Origin of the sequence: Salipiger marinus, assembly GCF_035481585.1 — a bacterium.
Classification (GTDB): Bacteria; Pseudomonadota; Alphaproteobacteria; order Rhodobacterales; family Rhodobacteraceae; genus Salipiger; species Salipiger marinus.
This window is the reverse complement of sequence record NZ_JAYKSL010000006.1, coordinates 130,624-150,988: the sequence shown is the minus strand read 5'-3', so window position 1 is coordinate 150,988 and position 20,365 is coordinate 130,624. Positions and strand designations below refer to the sequence as shown.

Genomic DNA, 20,365 nt, shown 5'->3' with positions numbered 1-20,365 from the left:
GCCGCCATGTCCCATACCATCGCAGACCTTGCCGCAGCCCTCGGGCTGCGGGCCGAAGGCGACACCACGCTGCGCATCACCGCCGTGGCCGAACCCGCCAGCGCGCGGGCCACGGATCTGGCGCTGGCGCTGAAGCCGGAATTTGCCGCGCAGATCGGCGCGGGGCAGGCGCGGGCCGCCCTGCTGTGGGACGGCGCCGACTGGCAGGGCATGGGCCTTGCCGCCGCGCTGCTGTCGAAGCGCCCGCGTCATGCCATGGCGGGGCTCTCGGCGCGGCTTGACCTTGGGCAGGGCCATGCGCCGGGCATCCATCCCAGCGCCGTGATCGATCCCTCCGCCGATCTGGGCGAAGGCGTGTCGGTGGGGCCGTTCTGCGTGATCGGGGCAGGGGTGCGGATCGGCGCCGGATCGGTGCTGGCCCCGCAGGTCTGGATCGGCTGGGACGCGCAGATCGGCCCCGGCGCGCTGATCCATACCGGCGTGCGCATCGGCGCGCGGGTGCGCATCGGCGCGCGCTTCATCGCCCAGCCCGGTGCGGTGGTGGGGGCCGACGGCTTCAGCTTCGTGACCCCCGAAGTGTCGGGCGTGGAACGTGCCCGTGCCAGTCTGGGCGAGGAGGGCGCCGAGACCGCGCCGCAGGCCTGGGCGCGCATCCATTCGCTGGGCGCCGTGAGCCTTGGCGACGATGTGGAACTGGGGGCCAATGCCTGCATCGACCGCGGCACGGTGCGCGACACGGTGCTGGGTCATGGCGTCAAGATCGACAATCTGGCGCAGATCGGCCATAATGTGGTGGTGGGCAACAACTGTCTGATCTGCGCGCAGGTGGGCATCGCGGGCTCCACCCGCATCGGCAACAACGTGGTGCTGGGCGGGCAGACCGGGGTGTCGGACAACCTCTTCATCGGGGATAACGTGATCACCGGGGGCGCCACCAAGGTGCTGGCCAATGTGCCTGCGGGCCGGGTGATGCTGGGCTATCCCGCCATGCAGATGGCCGCGCATGTGGACAGCTACAAGGGCCTGCGCCGCCTGCCGCGCCTGTTCCGCGAAGTCGCCGATCTCAAGAAAGCGGTTTCCAAGCTGGCGGGGAATGGATAGATCGACGCAGACAAGCGACGAGCAAGGAGCGCCGCGCCATGAGTGTGAAGGACAGGGTGATCGCGATCATCGCGGAACAGGCCGTTCTGGAGCCTGCGGATGTGACGATGGACAGCACGCTGGAGGATCTGGGGATCGACAGCCTCGGGCTTGTGGAAAGCATCTTCTCCATCGAGGAAGCCTTCGACATCACGATCCCGTTCAATGCCAATGAACCCGACCAGAGTGATTTCGACATTTCCTCGGTTGCCGCCATCGTGGCGGGCATCGAACGGCTGGTGAACGAGAAACAGTCGTGAAACGCGTCGTCATCACCGGCGCGGGCACGATCAACGCACTGGGACGCGACGTGCCCGCCACGCTGGAGGCGATGCGCGAAGGCCGCTGCGGCATCGGGCCGCTGGAATTCCGCGATGTCGAACGGCTGTCGATCCGCATCGGCGGGCAGGTGAAGGGCTATGATCCGGTCACCGCCTTCAACCGGCAGCAGCTGGCGCTTTACGACCGCTTCACCCAGTTCGCGCTGATCGCGGCGCGGCAGGCCATCGAACAGTCGGGGCTCGAATTCTCCAACGGGCTCGCCGATGGCTCCGGCGTGGTGCTGGGCACCTCCGGCGGCGGGCTCACGACGCAGGACGAGAATTACCGCTCGGTCTATGAAGAGGGCAAGAACCGCGTGCATCCCTTCGTGGTGCCGAAGCTGATGAACAACGCCGCCGCAAGCCATGTGTCGATGGAATTCAACCTGCGCGGCCCCAGCTTCACCGTGGCCACCGCCTGCGCCTCCTCCAACCACGCCATGGGGCTCGCCTATCAGATGGTGCGCTCGGGTGGCTGCCCGGTCATGGTTACCGGCGGCACCGAATCCATGCTGTGCTTTGGCGGGGTGAAGGCATGGGAAGGGCTGCGCGTGATGTCGCGCGACGCCTGCCGCCCGTTCTCCGCCAACCGCAACGGCATGGTGCAGGGCGAGGGCGCCGGGGTCTATGTCTTCGAGGAATACGAGCATGCCCGCGCCCGTGGCGCCGAGATCCTCGCCGAGGTGGCAGGCTTTGCCATGACCTCGGATGCCGCCGACATCGTGATGCCCTCCAAACAGGGCGCGGCCCGTGCCATCGCGGGCGCGCTGCGCGACGCGGGCATCGACCGCAGCGAGGTGGGCTATATCAACGCCCATGGCACCGGCACCGCCGCCAATGACAAGACCGAATGCGCCGCCGTGGCCGATGTGATGGGCTCGCAGGCGGACCGGCTGCTGATCTCCTCGACCAAATCCATGCACGGGCACTGCATCGGCGGCACCGGGGCGGTGGAACTGCTGGCCTGCCTGATGGCGCTGCGCGAAGGCGTGATCGCCCCCACCATCAATTACGAAGAGCCCGATCCCGAATGCGCGCTCGACGTGGTGCCGAACGAGGCGCGGCAGGCGGATGTCTCGGTGGTGCTCTCCAACGCCTTCGCCTTTGGCGGGCTCAACGCCGTGCTGGCGCTGCGCCGGATCTGAGCGCGGCCGCCGCGCGCCCCCGTCTGCCACGTGGCCCCGGCGGCGCCGTCCGGCCGCCTCCGGCGGGGATATTTGAGCCAAGAAGAAGCGGCAGGCGCCGCGCTCCTGCCGCTTCTTCTTGGTCAAAATATCCCGGGGGGAGCCCCGCAGGGGCGGGGGGCAGCGCCCCCCGGACAGCCTCTCAGCCCTGCTGCAGCCGGCCCATGGCGGCGGCGACATCGGCCATCCGCGCTGAAAAGCCCCATTCGTTGTCATACCATGCCAGCACCCGCACCGTGCGCCCGCCGACCACCTTGGTCTGTTCGGGGGCAAAGATCGAACTGGCGGTGGTGTGGTTGAAATCGATCGACACCTTGGGTTCGGGATCATAGGCCAGCACCATGCCCATGCGCCCGGCGGCGGCTTCGCGCACCACCTCGTTCACATCCGCGACCGTGACATCCTTGCTGGCCTGAAAGGTCAGATCCACCGCCGAGACATTGGGCGTCGGCACCCGGATCGCCGATCCGTCGAGCTTGCCCTTCAGGTTCGGCAGCACCTCGCCAAGCGCCTTGGCCGCGCCGGTGGAGGTGGGGATCATCGCCATGGCGGCACTGCGCGCGCGGTAAAGGTCGGCATGGCGCCGGTCCAGCGTCGGCTGGTCGCCGGTATAGCTGTGGATGGTGGTCATGATGCCGCTTTCGATGCCGATGGCCTCGTCCAGCACCTTGGCCAGCGGCGCCAGACAGTTGGTGGTGCAGGATCCGTTGGACACCATCACATCCCCCGCCAGCAGCTCGCGGTGGTTCACGCCGTAAACCACGGTGCGCTGCACGTTCTTGGCCGGGGCCGAGATCAGCACCGATTTGGCGCCCTGACGGATGTGCTGCACCGCCTTCTCGCCATCGTTGAAGCTGCCGGTGCATTCCAGCACCACATCGCAGCCGCTCCAGTCCAGCGCGCCCAGATCATAGCTCGACATCACGTCGATGGGGCCGCGCCCCAGATCCAGGGCGGCACCGTTCACCACCTTCACCTCGCCGGCGAAGCGGCCATGCACGCTGTCATAGCGCAGCAGATGCGCCGCGGTCTCGATCGGGCCGGTGGCATTGATCCGCACCACCTGCACGTCATTGCGCGCGCTTTCGGCGATATGGGCCAGCGTGCAGCGTCCGATGCGGCCAAATCCATTGATACCGACAGTCACAGTCATCGCAGCGTCTCCTGGGCTGAGGCGGGGTCGGGTTCCGTATACAGGCGGAACCCCCTCCGGCAACCTGAAAAATCCTTTATCTGCAATATGTTAGCGATAAACCTCACCGTGGGCGCTAACATGCGCACCGCTTGGGCAAAGCAGGGGCAAAGCGTGATGCGCCTCCGGCCTCCCTTGCAGGCGCCGCGCCGCGGGCTAGGGTGCGCAAGCGGATGCAGCAGCGGAACGGAAACGGACATGAGCGGACTTCTGGCGCTACTTGATGATGTGGCGGCGCTTGCCAAGGTGGCGGCGGCCTCTGTGGATGACATCTCGGCCCATGCCGCCAAGGCGGGCTCAAAGGCCGCAGGCGTGGTGATCGACGACGCGGCGGTGACGCCCAAATACGTGCACGGCTTCGAGGCCGCGCGCGAACTGCCGATCATCTGGCGCATCGCGCGCGGTTCGGTGTTCAACAAGCTGGTGATCCTGCTGCCGGTGGCGCTGCTGCTGTCCAGCTTTGCGCCATGGGCGATCCCGCCGCTGCTGATCCTTGGCGGATCCTATCTGTGCTTCGAAGGGGCGGAGAAGATCCTGCACGTGCTGCTGCCGCATCCCGAACAGGGCGGCCCCGATGGCAGCCATGCGGTGGAGGATCCGGCCCATCTGGAGGAACAGAAGGTCAAGGGCGCCATCAAGACCGATTTCATCCTCTCGGCGGAAATCATGACCATCTCGCTTTCGGCCATCGACGCGCCGGAACTGTGGATCCGCGCGCTGGCGCTGGCGCTGGTGGGCCTTGCCATCACGGCGGCGGTTTATGGCGCGGTGGCGCTGATCGTGAAGATGGACGATATCGGCCTCTGGCTCAGCCGGGTGGGCCGCCTTGGCGCCACCCGCGCGCTGGGGCGCGGCATCGTCAAGGGCATGCCGTGGGTGATGAAGCTGCTCTCCACCGTGGGCACCGTGGCCATGCTCTGGGTGGGCGGCTCGATCCTCGTGCATTCGCTGGCGGAAATGGGCTGGCATACCCCGGAAGAAACCATCCATCACCTCGCCGAAGGCGCCGCGCATCTGCTGTCGCCCGACCTGCAGCCCGCCGCCCTCTGGACCGTCACCGCCTTCATCGACGGCATCCTTGGCCTGATCTGGGGCCTGCTGCTGGTGCCGGTCGCGACCAAGCTGCTGATGCCGCTTTTCGGCAAAAAAGAAGCGGCCCACTAAGGGGCCGCTACTCTGTCATTCATCTTGCCGGGAAAACTCCGGGGGGAGCCCCGAAGGGGCGGGGGGCAGCGCCCCCCTGCGCCATCCCGGTCAGAGCAGCGCCTTGGCCTTGGCCGCCACATTGGCGGCGGTGATGCCGAACTTCTCGTAAAGCACCTCCGCCGGGGCCGAGGCGCCGAAGCCGTCCATGCCGACAAACGCCGCCTTGGCCTCGCGGCCCCGCTCGCCCAGAAGCCAGCGGTCCCAGCCGAAGCCGGTTGCGGCCTCGATGCCGACCCGCACCGGGCCTGCGGGCAGCACGCGGCGGCGCCATGCCTCGTCCTGCTGCGCGAACAGCTCGAAACAGGGCATGGACACCACGCGGCAGCCGATGCCTTCGGCCTGCAGCAGCTCGCGCGCCGCCATGGCGATCTCCACCTCGGAGCCGGTGGCGATCAGGATGACCTGACGCTTGCCCTCGGCATCGGCCAGCACATAGCCGCCCTTGGCGGTGAGGTTGCCGGTCTTGTGCTCCAGACGCAGCGTCGGCAGGTTCTGCCGGGTCAGCGACAGCACCGACGGCGTGCCGGTCTGGGTCAGCGCGATCTCCCACGCCTCCGCCGTCTCCACCGTATCGGCGGGGCGGAACACCAGCGTGTTGGGCGTGGCGCGGCTGATCGCCAGATGCTCCACCGGCTGGTGGGTCGGGCCGTCCTCGCCCAGACCGATGCTGTCATGGGTCATGACAAACACCGTCGGGCATTGCATCAGCGCCGCAAGCCGCATCGCGGGACGGGCATAATCGGTAAAGGCCATGAAGGTGCCGCCATAGGGCCGCACGCCGCCATGCAGCGCCATGCCGTTCATCGCCGCCGCCATGCCATGTTCGCGGATGCCCCAGTAGACGTAGCGGCCCTTGCGGTTCTCCACGTCAAAGACACCCATGTCCTTGGTCAGCGTGTTGTTCGACCCGGTCAGGTCGGCAGAGCCGCCCACGGTTTCCGGCAGCACGGGGTTGACCACCTCCAGCACCATCTCCGAGGCCTTGCGGGTCGCCACCTTGGGCGCGCTTTCCGAAACCTGCTTTTTCAGCGCGCGGATCACGCTGGCCAGCTTCTTCGGCGCCTCGCCCGCCATCATCCGCGAAAACTCGCGCTGGCGGCTGTCGCTCAGCCCGGCAAAACGGCCTTCCCAGGCCTCGCGGTCGGCAGCGCCGCGCGCGCCCACATCTTCCCACCACGACTTCACGTCGCCCGGCACTTCGAACGGCGCACCGGTCCAGCCCCAGATGCGCTTGGCTTCGGTGTTCTGCTCGGCATTGGTCAGCGCGCCATGACCCTTGGAGGTGTCCTGCGCCGCATGTCCCAGCGCGATATGGGTCTTGCAGGCGATCATGGTCGGCTCTGCACTGGCCTTGGCGCGGGTCAGGGCGGCATCGATGGCCTCGGGATCATGGCCGTCGATCTCGATCACCTCCCAGCCTGCCGAGCGGAAGCGCCCGGGCTGGTCGGTGATGTCCGACAGCGACACCTTGCCGTCGATGGTGATGCCGTTGTTGTCCCAGAGCACGATCAGCTTGCCCAGCTTATAGCGGCCCGCCAGCGTGATCGCCTCCTGGCTCACGCCCTCCATCAGGCAGCCGTCGCCGGCGATGACATAGGTGTGGTGATCCACGACCTTGGAGCCGAAGCGCCCGCGCAGGATTTCCTCGGCCATGGCAAAGCCCACCGAAGTGGCGAGCCCCTGACCCAGCGGGCCGGTGGTGGTCTCGATCGCGTCGGCAAGGAAGTTTTCCGGATGGCCCGCAGTGCGTGCCCCCCACTGGCGGAAGTTCTTCACCTCCTCCAGCGTGATCTGGGCATCGCCGCTGAGATAGAGCAGCGAATAAAGCAGCATGGAGCCATGGCCCGCCGACAGGATGAAGCGGTCGCGGTCGGGCCAGCCGGGCGCCTTGGCGTCAAATTTCAGATGCTTGGACCACAGCACGGTCGCCACATCGGCCATGCCGATCGGCATGCCGGAATGGCCGGAATTGGCCGCCGCCACCGCGTCCAGCGTCAGAGCGCGGATCGCGCAGGCGCGGGTCCAGTGTTCGGGGGTCTTGCTGCGAAGCACGTCGATGTCCACGGGGCCTAATCCTTTTTCCGGAAGCCGTCTTCGGGCTGAATAGCAGCGTGGCCACGAAGTTCAAGCGCGGGGCCCCGGCAAGTCCCCGCGCAAAGCCAGCTGCGCCCTCTAAGGCATTGGAACATAAGGGGCGCATTTTTCCGCGCCGCTTGTTACACTTTCCCGCAAGGGGCTGCGCCTGATTCGTCCCCGGGACGCAGGCGTGACAAAACCCCGCGCGGGCCGTCCGGTCCGCCAAAGACCGGAGGCAAGGGACGAAGGGAGCATGATGACCCAGATCGACGAGCTGCAATCGCGCATCGCGCGGGCGCTGGACCGCATTGCCTTGGGGGTGGACCATCTGGCGCCCCCCGCGCCGCTGCCGGAGCCCGCCGCGGCCCCCCTGCCAGAGGATGCACCGCCGCCGCCCGCAGGCGAGGATCTGGAGCAGCTCACCGCCGCGCTGGACGAAGAGCGCATGGCCAATGCCCAGCTTGAGGCGCGGGTGAAGCTGCTGCATGCCCGGCTGGCCGACGGCGCCGATGCCGGGCTGCGCGAACAGATCGCGGTGCAGCGCGACACCATGGCCGAACTCGACGGCGCGCTGCAGCGGCTGCGGCAGGCCAATGACATGCTGCGCCGCTCGCACGAGGACATGCGCGCCGCGCTGGAAGCGGGTGTGGGCGAGCCGCATCTGGTCAATCAGGCGATGCTGGCGGAGCTTGAATCGCTGCGCGCCGAACGCGATGCCGAACGCGTCGAGGCGCGGGCGGTGCTGGGCGCGCTGGAGCCGCTCCTGTCCGGGGCCGAAAGCCCGGCGCCGCAGGGCGCCGCAGAGGAGACACAGACATGAGCCAGACCGAAGTGCATGTGACCATCGGCGGGCGCAATTTCGACGTGGCCTGTCAGGTGGGCGAGGAACAGTACCTGCTTGCCGCCGCCCGCATGCTTGACACCGAAGCGCAGGTGCTGGTCGACCAGATCGGGCGCATGCCGGAATCGCGCATGCTGCTGATGGCGGGGCTGATGCTGGCCGACAAGACCGCCGGGCTCGAGGACCGGCTGCGCGAGGCGGAAGACCGGCTCAGGGCGCAGGGCGACGAACTGCGCGCGCTGCGCGACCGGCCCGCCCCCGCGCCGGAACAGATCGAGGTGCCGGTGATCCCGCAAAGCGTGACCGAGGCGCTGGCCGAACTCGCCGCCCGCTCCGAGGCTCTGGCCGAGGCGGTGGAGGAAAAGGCAACCGGCTGACCGCCGGCGCGCGCGGCGGTCCCGGAACTAAGGCGCGGCGGCAGCCCCGCGCGCCTGCCGGGCCGCCCGCCTGCGGCATGCTCAGGCCTGCCTCCGGCGGGGATATTTGGGGGCAGAAGAAGGCGGGACCAACGCTCTGCCTCTTCTTCTTGGCAGAAATATCCCGGGGGTGAATTGGCCGAAGGCCAAGAGGGGGCAGCGCCCCCTCTCTTTTTTATCCGTCAGCTGCAGCGCCCGCGGGCCTGCGGGCCGCGGTTCAGCGCAGGATCGAGCGTCCGGCGTATTCGGCGACCTCGTCGAGCATCTCTTCGATGCGGATCAGCTGGTTGTATTTCGCCAGCCGGTCGGAACGCGCCAGCGAGCCGGTCTTGATCTGTCCGCAATTGGTGGCGACGGCCAGATCGGCGATGGTGGCATCCTCGGTCTCGCCCGAGCGGTGCGACATCACGTTGGTGTAGCGGGCGCGGTGGGCCATATCCACGGCCTTCAGCGTTTCCGACAGGGTGCCGATCTGGTTGACCTTGACCAGCATGGAATTGGCGACGCCGCGCTCGATGCCCATGGCCAGCCGTTCGGGATTGGTGACGAACAGATCGTCGCCCACCAGCTGCACGCGCCCGCCCAGCTCGTCGGTGAGGATCTTCCAGCCCTCCCAGTCATCCTCGGCGCAGCCATCCTCGATGGAGATGATCGGATAGGCGTCGCAGAGCTTCTTGAGATAGGCGACATTCTCGGCGGAGGAGAGCGACAGGCCCTCGCCCTTCATCTCGTATTTGCCGTCGCGGTAATATTCGGTCGAGGCGCAGTCGAGCGCCAGATAGATGTCCTCGCCCGGGGTGTAGCCCGCCTTCTCGATGCTTTTCAGGATGAAATCCAGCGCGTCATTGGTGGATTTCAGCTCGGGCGCAAAGCCGCCCTCGTCGCCAAGCCCGGTGGACATGCCCGCCGCCGACAGTTCCTTTTTCAGCGTGTGGAACACTTCGGATCCCATGCGCACGGCCTCGCGGATGTTTTCCGCGGCCACCGGCATGATCATGAATTCCTGAATGTCGATCGGGTTGTCGGCATGTTCGCCGCCATTGATGATGTTCATCATCGGCACCGGCAGCACGCGGGCGGCAGTGCCGCCGACATAGCGGTAAAGCGGCTGGTCGCAATAGGCCGCTGCGGCCTTGGCGGTGGCCAGCGACACGCCGAGGATGGCATTGGCGCCCAGACGGCCCTTGTTCTCGGTGCCGTCCAGTTCGATCATCGCCATGTCGACGGACTGCTGTTCGGTGGCCTCGAAGCCCACCAGCGCTTCGGCGATCTCGCCGTTGACGGCAGCCACCGCCTCCAGCACGCCCTTGCCCTTGTAGCGGGCCATGTCGCCGTCGCGCTTTTCCACCGCCTCATGGATGCCGGTCGACGCACCCGAAGGCACGGCGGCGCGGCCCATGGTGCCGTCTTCCAGCGTGACGTCGACCTCGACCGTCGGGTTGCCCCGGCTGTCGAGGATTTCACGGGCAAAGATGTCGATGATGGTGCTCATGGCGCAGTCCCTCGCACAGGATGAGTTCGCGCCCGTCATAGCAGGTGCGGCGCGAAAGTAAACGCGCGCGGTAACGCTAACATGCCTTGGCGCCAAGGGGTTGCGCTAACACCTGCCACCGGGTTTTTGCCAAAGCGCCGCCGCCCGCTAGCTCTTGCTGCAGGTGCAACATCAGGGGATGCCGCGCGACGCCCGGCGGGCGCTGCAGGGCAGGACGGCATGGAACAGGAACTGCAACAGCTTGGCGCGCAGGTCGAGGCGCTGTCGGAACAGGTCGAGACGGTCCTGCCGGTGCTGCCGGCATGGGTGATGCCGCTGGCGGTGCTGGCGGCGTTCTTCCTTGTGGGGGTGATGGCGTTCCGGGCGGTGTTCTGGTTCCTGACCCGGATGGTGCGCAGCCGCGACCTGTTCTGGCGCAGCCTCGTGTCGCGCACGCGGCGTCCGCTGCGCATGGGGCTGGTGGTGGCGGCGCTGGCGCTGGGGGTGGCGGTGGCGCCGCTTGGCGCGGCGGGGGCCGATCTGGCGCGGCACGGCCTGCTTATCGCCTTCATCATCCTTGTCGCATGGGTGCTGCATACCGCGCTGCAGATCTGGACCACGGTGCATCTGCGCAAGTTCACGCTGGATGCCGAAGACAATTTCCTTGCGCGCAAACATGTCACGCAAAGCCGCATCCTCGTGCGGCTGGCGGGCTGGATCATCACCATCATCTGCGTCTCGGCCATCCTGATGACCTTTGACGGCGTGCGGCAATGGGGGGTGTCGCTGCTGGCCTCGGCGGGGGCGGCGGGGATCGTGGTCGGCTTCGCCTTCCAGCCGGTGCTCAAGAACCTCATCGCCGGGATCCAGCTGGCGGTAACGCAGCCGATCCGCATCGACGACGCGGTGATCGTCGAAGGCGAATGGGGGCAGGTCGAAGAGATCACCGGCACCTATGTGGTCATCAAGATCTGGGACTGGCGGCGGCTGATCGTGCCCTTGGGCTATTTCATCGAACAGCCGTTCCAGAACTGGACGCGGGAAACCTCGTCGCTGATCGGGGTGGTGCTGCTGTATCTCGACCATGCCACCGATATCGACGGGCTGCGCGCCGAGGCGCAGCAGGTGGTGGAACGCTCGGCGCTGTGGGACGGCAAGGTGTTCGCGGTGCAGGTCACGGATTTCCGCGAACGGGTTATGGAGGTGCGCATCCTCGCCTCGGCCCGCAACGCGGCGCGCACCTATGATCTGCGCTGCGAGATCCGCGAGAAGATCATCGGGTTCGTGCAGCGCGAGATGCCGCATGCGCTGCCCCGCACGCGCGAGACGGTGTCGGTGGACGGGCCCGACCGCCGCCTGCCGCCCGAGATCGAGGTGGTGGGCGGCGGCGCGCCGGATTAACCCGCCGCGGCCATGGCGGCGCGGGCCAGCCTGCGTTCGCGCAGGAAGCTGTACAGCCCCGCGCCAAGGATCAGCGCCGCGCCCGCCCATGTCCAGCCATCGGGGCGGTCGCCGAAGATCGCCATGCCCAGCCCCGCGGTAAAGATCAGCCGGGCATAGCGGAACGGCGACACGGCCGAGACCGGCGCCATGCGCATGGCGGCCGTCACCGCCAGATAGCCCGCCGTGGTGACCACGATGGCCCCCAGCATGAAGACCGCCACCTGCAGGTTCAGCACCGGTGCTGCCCCTGTCAGCAGCATCAGCGCCAGCCCCACCGGAATCACCGCCGCAAAGCCCCATGTGGAGATCGAGATCGGGTGCATGTGCGGCGGCAGCAGCCGGGTCACCAGATCGCGCGCGGCAAGCCCGGTCACGCCCATGACGGCGAACAGTTCCCAGCCGGTGAAGGTGGCGCCGAAGGGGCGGATGACCATCAGCATGCCCACCATGCCGGTCAGCACCGCCGCCCATCGCCGCCAGCCCACCGGCTCTTTCAGGAACAGCGCGGCGCCCAGCACCACCACCAGCGGGGCGGTCTGCATGATGGCGGCCATGACCGACAGCGGCACCTTCGACAGGCCCACCAGCATGCCCACGGCCCCCACCATTTCAAAGGCGCAGCGCAGCAGCACCAGCCGGTTGCGCAGATCCGACAGCGGCAGGCGCACCCGCCGCGCCCGCGCCATCAGCACGAACACCGCCGTGCCGCCGAGGCTGAGCATCAGCATGACCTGTCCCACCGGCGCGTGCTGGCTGGCGAGTTTCAGAAAGGCGTCGCTGGCGGCCAGCAAAGCCATGGCGAGCACCATCAGGAAGATGGCGCGAAGCGTGTCCAAGTGCTGTCCCCCGAGGTCAGGTGATGACGTCGGGCGCGGTGCGTCCGGTGCGTGTGGCGATTTCCGCGATCTCTTCGGCGGCAGCGATCACCGGGGCCAGCGCCTGCTGCGCGTCGGTGCCGAAAGTGGCGGGATCGGTTTCGACCTTTTCCAGATAGACCCGCAGCGTCGCGCCTTCGGTGCCGGTGCCCGACAGGCGCAGCACCACGCGGGCGCCGCCGTCGAAGCTGATGCGCAGGCCCTGACCTTCGGAACGCGAGCCATCCACCGGATCGTCATAGGCGAATTCATCGGCGCGGCTGACCACCATCCCGGCGAAGCTGTGCCCGGGCAGGGTGGCAAGCTGGTCGCGCACATGGTCCATCAGACCGTTGGCGGCATCGCTGTCCACGCCTTCGTAATCGTGGCGCGAATAGAAGTTGCGCCCGTAACGCGCCCAGTGTTCGGTCATCAGATCGGCCACCGGCAGATCGCGGCGCGCCAGCACGTTCAGCCAGAACAGCACGGCCCAGAGCCCGTCCTTTTCGCGCACATGGTCGGATCCGGTGCCGGCACTTTCCTCGCCACAAAGCGTGGCGCGGCCCGCATCCAGCAGGTTGCCGAAGAACTTCCAGCCGGTCGGCGTCTCGTAACAGTCGATCCCCAGCGCCTCGGCCACGCGGTCCACCGCGCCCGAGGTGGGCATGGACCGCGCCACACCTTTCAGCCCGCCCGCATAGGCCGGAACCAGCGTGGCATTGGCGGCCAGCACCGCAAGGCTGTCCGACGGCGTGACATAGCAGTGCCGCCCGACGATCATGTTGCGGTCGCCATCGCCATCCGAGGCCGCGCCGAAATCGGGGGCCTGATCGCCCATCATCTCGTCCATCAGGGTCTTGGCCCAGATCGGGTTCGGATCGGGGTGGCCGTCGCCGAAATCGGGCAGGGGGGTGCCGTTGATGACGGTGCCCGGACCGGCGCCCAGCGTGTCTTCGAGGATGGCCTTGGCATAGGGGCCGGTGACCGCGTGCATGGCGTCGAACCGCATCCGGAAGCCGCCGCGGAACATCGCCCGGATCGCGTCGAAATCGAAGATCCCCGCCATCATCTCGGCATAGTCGGCGACGGGATCGACAATCTCGATCTCCATCTCGCCCAGCATGACGGTGCCGGGGGCGGTCAGGCCGACATCCTGCGATTCGAGGATATAGAATTCGGTGAGGCTGCGCGTCGCCTCATAGATCTTCGCGGTGACGCTTTCGGAGGCGGGGCCGCCATTGGCGCTGTTGAACTTGACACCAAAATCGCCCTCCGGCCCGCCGGGATTGTGCGAGGCGGAGAGGATGATGCCGCCATCCGCACCGCGCTTGCGGATCAGGTTCGACGCGGCGGGGGTCGACAGCAGCGCGCGTTCGCCCACGATCACCTTCTTGGCGCCAGAGGCCGCGGCCATGCGCAGCACCACCTGCGCCGCCTGCGTGTTGAAATGCCGACCGTCGCCGCCCAGCACCAGCACCTTGCCCTGTACGCCGCCGATGCCGTTCCAGATGCTCTGGATAAAATTCTCAAGGTAATGATGCGTCTGGAAAACCGCAGTTTTCTTGCGCAGGCCCGAGGTGCCGGGCTTCTGCCCGTCGATCGCTTCGGTGGGAACGGTGCGGATGCTGTGCGTCATGAGGCTCTCCTTCGGCCGGACCCTTCCATGATCCGTCCGGCATTGGCAAGGGTCGGGGCGGCCGAGATCTGCTCGGGCCCGGCGGGCAGGCGCAGGCGCCAGTTGGGGTATTCAGAGACAGTGCCGGGCAGGTTGGGCTGGGTGTCGATGCCCAGCACATCCTCCACCTGCAGCGCCACCAGCCGCGACCGGCAGGCGGCCAGAACGCGGAACATCGCTTCGGGGGCATGGGGGGGCAGATCGCCGCGGAACTGCCCGCTGAGCCAGTCGAACCCCGCCACCTCGCGCGCGCGCCACTGGCGCATGCCGTCCGCATGGTCGGGCGGGGTCAGGCCGATGCGTTCGCGGATGTCGATCTCTGCCCCGCGCCGCCAGCCGGTCCATGTGGGCAGATCATGGGTGGTGAAGCTGGCGATCACCGCCTCGTCATAGTTTTCGGGGCGTTTGAAATCGGGCGGATCGCCGCGATGTTCGAAACAGGCCAGACGGCAGCCAAGAATGCCGCTGCCGCTCAGCGCCTGCTGCAGCCCGTCGGGGATCACGCCCAGATCCTCGCCCACGATCACGGCACCGGCCCGTGCCGCCTCGATCCGGGCCACGGCGAACATCGCGTCGCGCGGCATCTGCACAAAGGCGCCGGGCAGGCCCTCGGCCACCCAGTAGGCGCGTTCGAAGCCGATGATATGGTCGATGCGCAGCGCCCCCGCAAAGCGCAGCTGCTGGCGCAGGGTCAGGGCCAGCGCCTCGAACCCGGTTTCCTCCAGCTTCATGGGGTTGAAGGGCGCAAGGTTCCAGTTCTGCCCCTGTGGTGCAAAGGCATCGGGCGGCGCGCCAAGGCTTGCGCCAAAGGCGAAGGTGCCGCGTTCCATCCATGTCTCGGCGCCCTGCGGATGGGTGCCCACGGCCAGATCCAGATACAGCCCCTGCACCATGCCCGCCGCGCGGGCGCGCGCCTGTGCCTGCGCCAGCGCGGTTTCGGTGGCAAACTGCAGCCATGCGTGGAACCGCACCCGGTCGGCCAGATCGTGCGCGGCCTGTGCCACCGCCGGGCTGTCGGGATCCTGCAGGGCGCGCGGCCAGTCGCCCCAATAGGCGCCGTGGCGTTCCGACAGCGCCTGATGCAGCGCGAACCGCTCCAGCGCCGCGCCTTCGCGGCGCAGCCAGTCGTCAAATTCCGGCCCCGGCGGGGCGGCGCGAAACTCCGCCTCAAGTGCTGCAAGGCGCAGCGGGGTTTCGGCGGCAAAATCCACCTGCGCGCCGGTGCTGGCGCTGGTGTCGGTGGACAGATAGAGCGGCGAGAACCGGCGGCGGTGCGAGGGGGTATAGGGGCTGAACCCGTCGGGATCAGCCACGTGGAACCCGGCATGGATGGGGTTGATGCCCAGAAACCCGGCCCCCTGCGCCGCCGCCCCTTCGGCGAGCTGCGCCAGATCGTCATAGCTGCCGATGCCGCCCTGCGCTGCGGGCCGCAGACAGGCAAGCGGCGCCATCAGCCCCCAGCCGCGATCCGGCAGCGGCAGGGTTTCGGGGGCACAGAGCAGCCAGCACTGTTCGCCGCCCGCGCGCAGCCGATGCCGCCCCATGGGCAGATCGGGCAGGGAGCCACGGCCCTCGGTCTGGCCGCCCTCCTCCAGATCCAGCTGCCAGTCCTCCAGATCCAGCGCGGGCGCCGTGCCGGGGGAACAGACCAGCCAGCGCGGCAGGGTGCGCGCAGGCTCCGCATCCTCCTCCGTCACCCCCATGGCGGCCAGCAGCGCCGCCTTGGTTTCGGCAGAGGTGACGCGCCATTCGCCGTAAAGATCGCGGTATTCGGCAAGGATGCCTGCGCGTTCGGCGCGGCGGTCAAGATCGTTCATCCGTGTTCCTCCACCAGAACCAGCACCGACTGCGCGGCAAGTGTCAGCACCGGCCCCACCGGCGCGCAGGGCAGATCGGGGGCGGCGGTGTCGAGATGGCGCATCCAGACATGCTTGCGCCCAAGCTTCGGCAGGGTCAGTTCCACCGGCTCCCCGGCGTTGAAGGCCAGATAGATCGCCTCCTCGCGCTGCGCATAGGCGGGGGTGCCCGAGGCCATGCGGAATTCGGCGCAGAGCACCCGCAGATGGCCATTGGTCCAGTCGGCGCGGGTCATTTCCTGCCCGTCGGCGCGCCACCAGAACAGGTCGGGAACGCCATCCACCTTGCGCGGACGCGAATGCAGGAAGCGGCGCTGGCGCAGGATGGGATGCGCCTTGCGAAAGGCGATGAGCTTGCGCGTGAAGTCCAGAAACCCGGCATCGGCCTGATCCCAGCCGATCCAGCCGGTCTCGTTGTCCTGCGCATAGGCGTTGTTGTTGCCGCCCTGCGAATTGCCGATCTCGTCCCCGGCAAGGATCATCGGCGTGCCTTGGCTCAGCAGCAGGGTGGCCATCAGGTTGCGGCGGCGCTGCGCGCGCGCGGCGGTGACGGCGGCATCCTCGGTGGGGCCTTCGGTGCCGAAATTGTCGGAGTAATTCTCGTGATGGCCGTCGCGGTTGTCCTCGCCATTGGCCTCGTTGTGCCGCTCGGTATAGGAGACCAGATCGGTGAGGGTGAAGCCGTCATGGGCGGTGACCAGATTGAGCGAGGCAGTGGCCTGCCGCCCGGAATGGTCAAAGATCCCGGCGGATCCGGTGATGCGGTCGGCCAGCACCGGCACATGGCCCAGATCGCCGCGCCAGAAACGCCGCACCCCGTCGCGATACTGGTCGTTCCATTCGCAGAAGGGCGAAGGATAGGCGCCCAGCTGATAGCCGCCCGGCCCGATATCCCATGGCTCTGCAATCAGTTTCTTGGTGGCCAGCACCGGATCCTGCGTGACCGCCTTGAAGAAGGCCGAATGCCGGTCGAAGCCCTGCGGCGTGCGCCCCAGCGTGGTGCAAAGATCAAAGCGGAACCCGTCCACGCCCATGGTGGTGGCCCAGTAGCGCAGGGAATCCAGCACCATGCGCAGCACCATGGGGTGATCGAGGTTCAGCGTGTTGCCGGTGCCGGTGTCATTGACGTAAAGGCGGCGGTCCTCGTGCAGGCGGTAATAGCTGAGATTGTCGAGCCCGCGGAAGCTGAGCGTCGGCCCGTGCTCGTCGCTTTCGCCGCTGTGGTTGTAGACCACGTCAAGGATCACCTCGATCCCTGCCGCATGCAGCCGGGCGACCATGTGCTGGAATTCCCAGAGCGCGCCCTGATGCAGATAGCGCGGGTCGGGGGCGAAGAACCCGATGCTCTGATAGCCCCAGTAGTTGACCAGCCCCTTTTTCACCAGAAACCGGTCGTTGAGAAAGGCCTGCACCGGCAGCAGTTCCACCGCCGTGACGCCAAGCCGGATCAGGTGATCCAGCACCGGATCGGAGGCAAGGCCAAGGAAGCTGCCCGCCGGGTCCGCGCCGGGAAAGCGCTGCGTCAGACCTTTGACATGCGCCTCGTAGATCACGCTTTTCGACAGGGGCGTGGCGGGGGCGCGGGTGCCGCCCCAGTCGAAGGCCGGATCCTCCACCACCGATTTCGGCATGTAGCGGGCGCTGTCGCGCGGATCGGGCGCGTCGAGCCCGCCATGGAGCGCATCATTCCAGACCGGATGCCCGGTCAGCCGCTTGGCATAGGGGTCCAGCAGCAGCTTGGCCGCGTTGAACCTGTGGCCGCGCGCGGGATCGAACGGGCCATCGACGCGGAAGCCGTAATGCTGGCCCGGCACCAGCCCCGGCACCCGGCCATGCCAGATGTCGCCGGAGCGTTCGGGCAGCGGCAGACGGTGGGTTTCGCGCCCCTGCGGGTCGAACAGGCACAGCGTCACCCGGTCTGCATGGGCGGAAAAGATGGCGAAATTGACGCCATCGCCCATGAAGCTGGCCCCCAGCGGAAAGGGATCACCCGCAAGACAGACGGGATCGGTCATGCAGGCTTGACCATCTGGGCGTAAAGCGCGGCATAGGCGGTGGCAGACTGCGACCAGCCCACCGGCGAGGCCATGGCATTGGCCATCATCCGGGTCCAGACCGGTTTCTGCTGGTAAAGGCTCACCAGCCGCATCAGCGCATGGGCCAGCGCCTGCGCGGTCACCGGCTGGAACTGCACCCCGGTGGCGCAGCCCGCCGCAAGCCCCGCAGGCGAGGCATTGATGACCGTATCGGCCAGCCCCCCGGTCAGCGCCACCAGCGGCAGCGTGCCGTAGCGCAGCCCGTAAAGCTGCGTCAGGCCACAGGGTTCAAAGCGCGAGGGCACCAGAATGGCATCGCCGCCCGCGATCAGGCGCCGCGCCAGCGCCTCGTCATAGCCGATGCGCACCGCGACGCCGGGATGACGGTCGGCATAGGCGCGGAACGCCGCCTCCATCGCCGGATCGCCCGATCCCAGCAGCGCCAGCTGTCCGCCCCGGTCCAGCAGGGCGGGCAGGGCCTGCAGCAGGATGTCGAGCCCCTTCTGTTCGGTCAGCCGCGACACCACCACGCAGAGCGGGCCCGGCCAGCCTTCGGGCAGGTTCAGTTCGCGGCGCAGCGCCGCGCGATGCGCGGCCTTGCCTTCGGGCGCGTCATAGGGCGGGATCCACAGATCCTCGTCGATGCCGTTGAGGATGCCCAGCAGATCCTGCTGGCGTTCGCGCAGCACCCCGTCCATGCCCGCGCCGAATTCCGGCGTCATCAGTTCGGCGGCATAGGTGGGCGACACGGTGGACAGCCGGTCGGCATAGACCAGCCCCGCCTTCAGCGCGCTGATGCTGCCCCAGAATTCATAGCCCTTGTCATGAAAGCCGGAGCGCAGCAGCCCCAGCCGGGGCAGCAGCGACGCAGGCGCCATGCCCTGAAAGGCGATGTTGTGCACGGTCATCAGCGTGGCCACCCGGTCCGCAGCGCCCAGTTCGCGCAGATAGACCGGCGTCAGCCCCGCCTGCCAGTCATGCAGATGCAGCACCTGCGGGAACCAGTCCTCGATCCCCTCATTGGCGATGAGCGCGGCGGCACTGCACAGGGCGGCGAAGCGTTCGGGATTGTCCGGCCAGTCGCGCCCCAGCCGGTCCACATAGGGGCCGCCATCGCGGTCATAAAGATGCGGCGCCTCCAGCACATACAGCACCTGATCCCCCAGCGCGCCCTTCAGCACGCGGGCAAAGCCGCCAAACAGGTCATCCCACTGCGCCACCACCTCGCGCGTGGCAAGCTGGGCCACCACAGCGCGGTAGCCGGGCAGCAGCGTGCGCATGTCCACCCCGTGCCCCGCAAGCGCGCCGGGCAGGGCGCCTGCCACATCGGCAAGCCCCCCGGTCTTGACCAGCGGCACACATTCGGACGTGACGGACAGCACCTTGGTCATTTTGCGGCTTCCCTCCGGTCCAGCATGTCCTGCGTGATCAGCGTCACCCCTCCGGGGCTGACGCGGAACCACTTGGCGTCTTCTTCCGGATCCTCGCCGACCACGAGTCCTTCGGGGATACATACACCACGGTTTATGACGACATTTTTAAGCCGCGCGTGACGCGACACATAGACGTAAGGCAGGGCCACCACCCGTTCGAGCGAGGCATAGGAATTGGTGTGGCATTGCGTGAACAGCAGCGACTCGCGGATCTCGGTGCCCGAGATGATGCAGCCCCCCGCCACCAGCGAGCTGACCGCCGTGCCGCGCCGGTCCTTTTCGTCGTGGATGAACTTGGCGGGCGGCACGAGTTCGGAATAGGTCCAGATCGGCCAGTCCCGGTCCCACAGATCCAGATCGGGATCAAAATTGGTCAGGTCGATATTCGCCTTCCAGAACGCGTCTACCGTGCCCACATCGCGCCAGTAGGCGGGCGCCTCGGGGGTGTGGCGCACGCAGCTTTCCTCGAACCGGTGGGCCTGCGCCTTGCCCTTGCTGACGATGTCCGGGATCATGTCATGGCCGAAGTCATGGCTTGAGGCATCGTCCGACAGGTCGGCATGCAGCCTTTCGCGCAGATAGGCCCAGTCGAACACGTAGATGCCCATGCTCACCAGCGTCTTGTCGGGATCGTCGGGCAGGCCCGGCGGATCCTTGGGCTTTTCAAGGAAAGAGGTGATGCGGTCCTTCTCGTCCACCGCCATCACGCCAAAGGCGCTGGCCTCGGGCCGGTCCACGGTCAGACAGCCTACCGTCACCTCGGCGCCGCTGTCGACATGCTGCTGGATCATCAGCTCGTAATCCATCTTGTAGATGTGATCCCCGGCAAGGATCACGATATATTCGATGTCATAGCTGTCGATGATGTCGATGTTCTGCGCCACCGCATCCACGGTGCCGCGATACCATGTCTGTTCGTTGTAGCGCTGCGAGGCGGGCAGGATGTCCAGAAATTCATTCCGTTCGGCGCTGAAGAAGTTCCAGCCGCGCTGGCAGTGACGGATCAGGCTATGCGCCTTGTATTGCGTGGCGAGCGCGATCTTGCGGATCCCGGAATTGAGCGCGTTGGACAGGGCAAAGTCGATGATCCGCGCCTTGCCGCCAAAATAGACCGCAGGCTTGACGCGGGTATTGGTCAGTTCGTGCAGGCGCGATCCGCGCCCTCCGGCCAGCACGAAGGCCATGCTTCGGGCGGCAAGCCTCTGGCTCTTTGGTGGCATGG

16 protein-coding genes are annotated in these 20,365 nt (G+C 67.4%); 7 read left to right on the top strand and 9 right to left on the bottom strand.

All coding sequences use genetic code 11. From position 1 onward, the window contains the following. Positions 1 to 6: 6 nt before the first annotated feature. The 3 genes from VK682_RS10125 to VK682_RS10115 are packed head-to-tail and all read left to right on the top strand — an operon-like array spanning position 7 to position 2,605. The gene (locus VK682_RS10125) at positions 7 to 1,101 is read left to right on the top strand and encodes a UDP-3-O-(3-hydroxymyristoyl)glucosamine N-acyltransferase (protein ID WP_089847192.1); all 1,095 of its coding nucleotides are present in this window, start codon (positions 7 to 9) and stop codon (positions 1,099 to 1,101) included. A 38-nt stretch (positions 1,102 to 1,139) separates the two neighbouring features. Continuing rightward, the gene (locus tag VK682_RS10120) at positions 1,140 to 1,400 is read left to right on the top strand and encodes an acyl carrier protein (RefSeq protein WP_089847194.1); all 261 of its coding nucleotides are present in this window, start codon (positions 1,140 to 1,142) and stop codon (positions 1,398 to 1,400) included. Further along, entirely contained in the window at positions 1,397 to 2,605 is a 1,209-nt protein-coding gene (locus VK682_RS10115) for a beta-ketoacyl-[acyl-carrier-protein] synthase family protein (RefSeq protein WP_089847196.1), read from the top strand. Before VK682_RS10120 ends, VK682_RS10115 begins: the two co-directional genes overlap by 4 nt. A gap of 181 nt (positions 2,606 to 2,786) precedes the next feature. On the opposite strand, the gene gap is transcribed toward VK682_RS10115, so the two are convergent. Then, entirely contained in the window at positions 2,787 to 3,797 is a 1,011-nt protein-coding gene (gene gap, locus VK682_RS10110; protein ID WP_089847198.1) for a type I glyceraldehyde-3-phosphate dehydrogenase, read from the bottom strand. A 237-nt stretch (positions 3,798 to 4,034) separates the two neighbouring features. On the opposite strand from gap, the gene VK682_RS10105 reads away from it, so the two are divergent. After that, positions 4,035 to 5,000: a DUF808 domain-containing protein gene (locus tag VK682_RS10105; protein WP_230794308.1), complete on the top strand. Its 966-nt coding sequence runs from the start codon at positions 4,035 to 4,037 to the stop codon at positions 4,998 to 5,000. A gap of 90 nt (positions 5,001 to 5,090) precedes the next feature. On the opposite strand, the gene tkt is transcribed toward VK682_RS10105, so the two are convergent. Next, positions 5,091 to 7,106: a transketolase gene (gene tkt / locus VK682_RS10100; protein WP_230794309.1), complete on the bottom strand. Its 2,016-nt coding sequence runs from the start codon at positions 7,104 to 7,106 to the stop codon at positions 5,091 to 5,093. A gap of 268 nt (positions 7,107 to 7,374) precedes the next feature. Here tkt and VK682_RS10095 point away from each other — a divergent pair, with 268 nt between their 5' ends. Continuing rightward, positions 7,375 to 7,938, top strand: a complete 564-nt coding sequence (locus VK682_RS10095; RefSeq protein ID WP_089847422.1) for a hypothetical protein — start codon at positions 7,375 to 7,377, stop codon at positions 7,936 to 7,938. Next, positions 7,935 to 8,336: a cell division protein ZapA gene (locus VK682_RS10090; RefSeq protein WP_089847204.1), complete on the top strand. Its 402-nt coding sequence runs from the start codon at positions 7,935 to 7,937 to the stop codon at positions 8,334 to 8,336. Before VK682_RS10095 ends, VK682_RS10090 begins: the two co-directional genes overlap by 4 nt. Positions 8,337 to 8,592: 256 nt before the next feature. Here the strand turns inward: VK682_RS10090 and eno are convergent, their stop codons facing one another. Next, the gene (eno, locus tag VK682_RS10085; protein WP_230794310.1) at positions 8,593 to 9,867 is read right to left on the bottom strand and encodes a phosphopyruvate hydratase; all 1,275 of its coding nucleotides are present in this window, start codon (positions 9,865 to 9,867) and stop codon (positions 8,593 to 8,595) included. Positions 9,868 to 10,086: 219 nt separating this feature from the next. On the opposite strand from eno, the gene VK682_RS10080 reads away from it, so the two are divergent. Continuing rightward, positions 10,087 to 11,247, top strand: a complete 1,161-nt coding sequence (locus VK682_RS10080) for a mechanosensitive ion channel family protein (protein ID WP_230794311.1) — start codon at positions 10,087 to 10,089, stop codon at positions 11,245 to 11,247. Here VK682_RS10080 and VK682_RS10075 read toward each other — a convergent pair. From VK682_RS10075 to glgC, 6 genes are read right to left on the bottom strand one after another with little or no spacing between them, the layout of a single operon-like run. Further along, positions 11,244 to 12,125, bottom strand: coding sequence for a DMT family transporter (locus tag VK682_RS10075; RefSeq protein WP_089847210.1), 882 nt, complete (start codon positions 12,123 to 12,125; stop codon positions 11,244 to 11,246). The genes VK682_RS10080 and VK682_RS10075 overlap by 4 nt on opposite strands. A gap of 16 nt (positions 12,126 to 12,141) precedes the next feature. Then, on the bottom strand, positions 12,142 to 13,779 hold the full coding sequence (locus VK682_RS10070) for an alpha-D-glucose phosphate-specific phosphoglucomutase (protein WP_230794312.1): 1,638 nt from the start codon (positions 13,777 to 13,779) through the stop codon (positions 12,142 to 12,144). Next, positions 13,776 to 15,635, bottom strand: a complete 1,860-nt coding sequence (locus VK682_RS10065; RefSeq protein ID WP_230794313.1) for a 4-alpha-glucanotransferase — start codon at positions 15,633 to 15,635, stop codon at positions 13,776 to 13,778. The genes VK682_RS10070 and VK682_RS10065 overlap by 4 nt, the downstream gene beginning before the upstream one ends. Beyond that, positions 15,632 to 17,689 carry a glycogen debranching protein GlgX gene (glgX, locus tag VK682_RS10060; RefSeq protein ID WP_324781749.1) on the bottom strand — a complete coding sequence of 686 codons (2,058 nt, stop codon included), beginning with the start codon at positions 17,687 to 17,689 and terminating at the stop codon, positions 15,632 to 15,634. The genes VK682_RS10065 and glgX overlap by 4 nt, the downstream gene beginning before the upstream one ends. Then, on the bottom strand, positions 17,686 to 19,101 hold the full coding sequence (gene glgA / locus VK682_RS10055; RefSeq protein ID WP_324781748.1) for a glycogen synthase GlgA: 1,416 nt from the start codon (positions 19,099 to 19,101) through the stop codon (positions 17,686 to 17,688). The genes glgX and glgA overlap by 4 nt, the downstream gene beginning before the upstream one ends. Further along, positions 19,098 to 20,363, bottom strand: a complete 1,266-nt coding sequence (gene glgC, locus VK682_RS10050; RefSeq protein WP_089847221.1) for a glucose-1-phosphate adenylyltransferase — start codon at positions 20,361 to 20,363, stop codon at positions 19,098 to 19,100. The genes glgA and glgC overlap by 4 nt, the downstream gene beginning before the upstream one ends. Positions 20,364 to 20,365: the final 2 nt, after the last annotated feature.

What these genes read in the sequence shown, in the direction of transcription:
- VK682_RS10125 (WP_089847192.1), top strand. Translation starts at nt 7, where the DNA reads ATGTCCCATACCATCGCAGACCTTGCCGCAGCCCTCGGGCTGCGGGCC.
- VK682_RS10120 (WP_089847194.1), top strand. Translation starts at nt 1,140, where the DNA reads ATGAGTGTGAAGGACAGGGTGATCGCGATCATCGCGGAACAGGCCGTT.
- gap (WP_089847198.1), bottom strand. Translation starts at nt 3,797, where the DNA reads ATGACTGTGACTGTCGGTATCAATGGATTTGGCCGCATCGGACGCTGC.
- VK682_RS10105 (WP_230794308.1), top strand. Translation starts at nt 4,035, where the DNA reads ATGAGCGGACTTCTGGCGCTACTTGATGATGTGGCGGCGCTTGCCAAG.
- VK682_RS10095 (WP_089847422.1), top strand. Translation starts at nt 7,375, where the DNA reads ATGACCCAGATCGACGAGCTGCAATCGCGCATCGCGCGGGCGCTGGAC.
- VK682_RS10090 (WP_089847204.1), top strand. Translation starts at nt 7,935, where the DNA reads ATGAGCCAGACCGAAGTGCATGTGACCATCGGCGGGCGCAATTTCGAC.
- eno (WP_230794310.1), bottom strand. Translation starts at nt 9,867, where the DNA reads ATGAGCACCATCATCGACATCTTTGCCCGTGAAATCCTCGACAGCCGG.
- VK682_RS10080 (WP_230794311.1), top strand. Translation starts at nt 10,087, where the DNA reads ATGGAACAGGAACTGCAACAGCTTGGCGCGCAGGTCGAGGCGCTGTCG.
- VK682_RS10070 (WP_230794312.1), bottom strand. Translation starts at nt 13,779, where the DNA reads ATGACGCACAGCATCCGCACCGTTCCCACCGAAGCGATCGACGGGCAG.
- VK682_RS10065 (WP_230794313.1), bottom strand. Translation starts at nt 15,635, where the DNA reads ATGAACGATCTTGACCGCCGCGCCGAACGCGCAGGCATCCTTGCCGAA.
- glgX (WP_324781749.1), bottom strand. Translation starts at nt 17,689, where the DNA reads ATGACCGATCCCGTCTGTCTTGCGGGTGATCCCTTTCCGCTGGGGGCC.
- glgA (WP_324781748.1), bottom strand. Translation starts at nt 19,101, where the DNA reads ATGACCAAGGTGCTGTCCGTCACGTCCGAATGTGTGCCGCTGGTCAAG.
- glgC (WP_089847221.1), bottom strand. Translation starts at nt 20,363, where the DNA reads ATGCCACCAAAGAGCCAGAGGCTTGCCGCCCGAAGCATGGCCTTCGTG.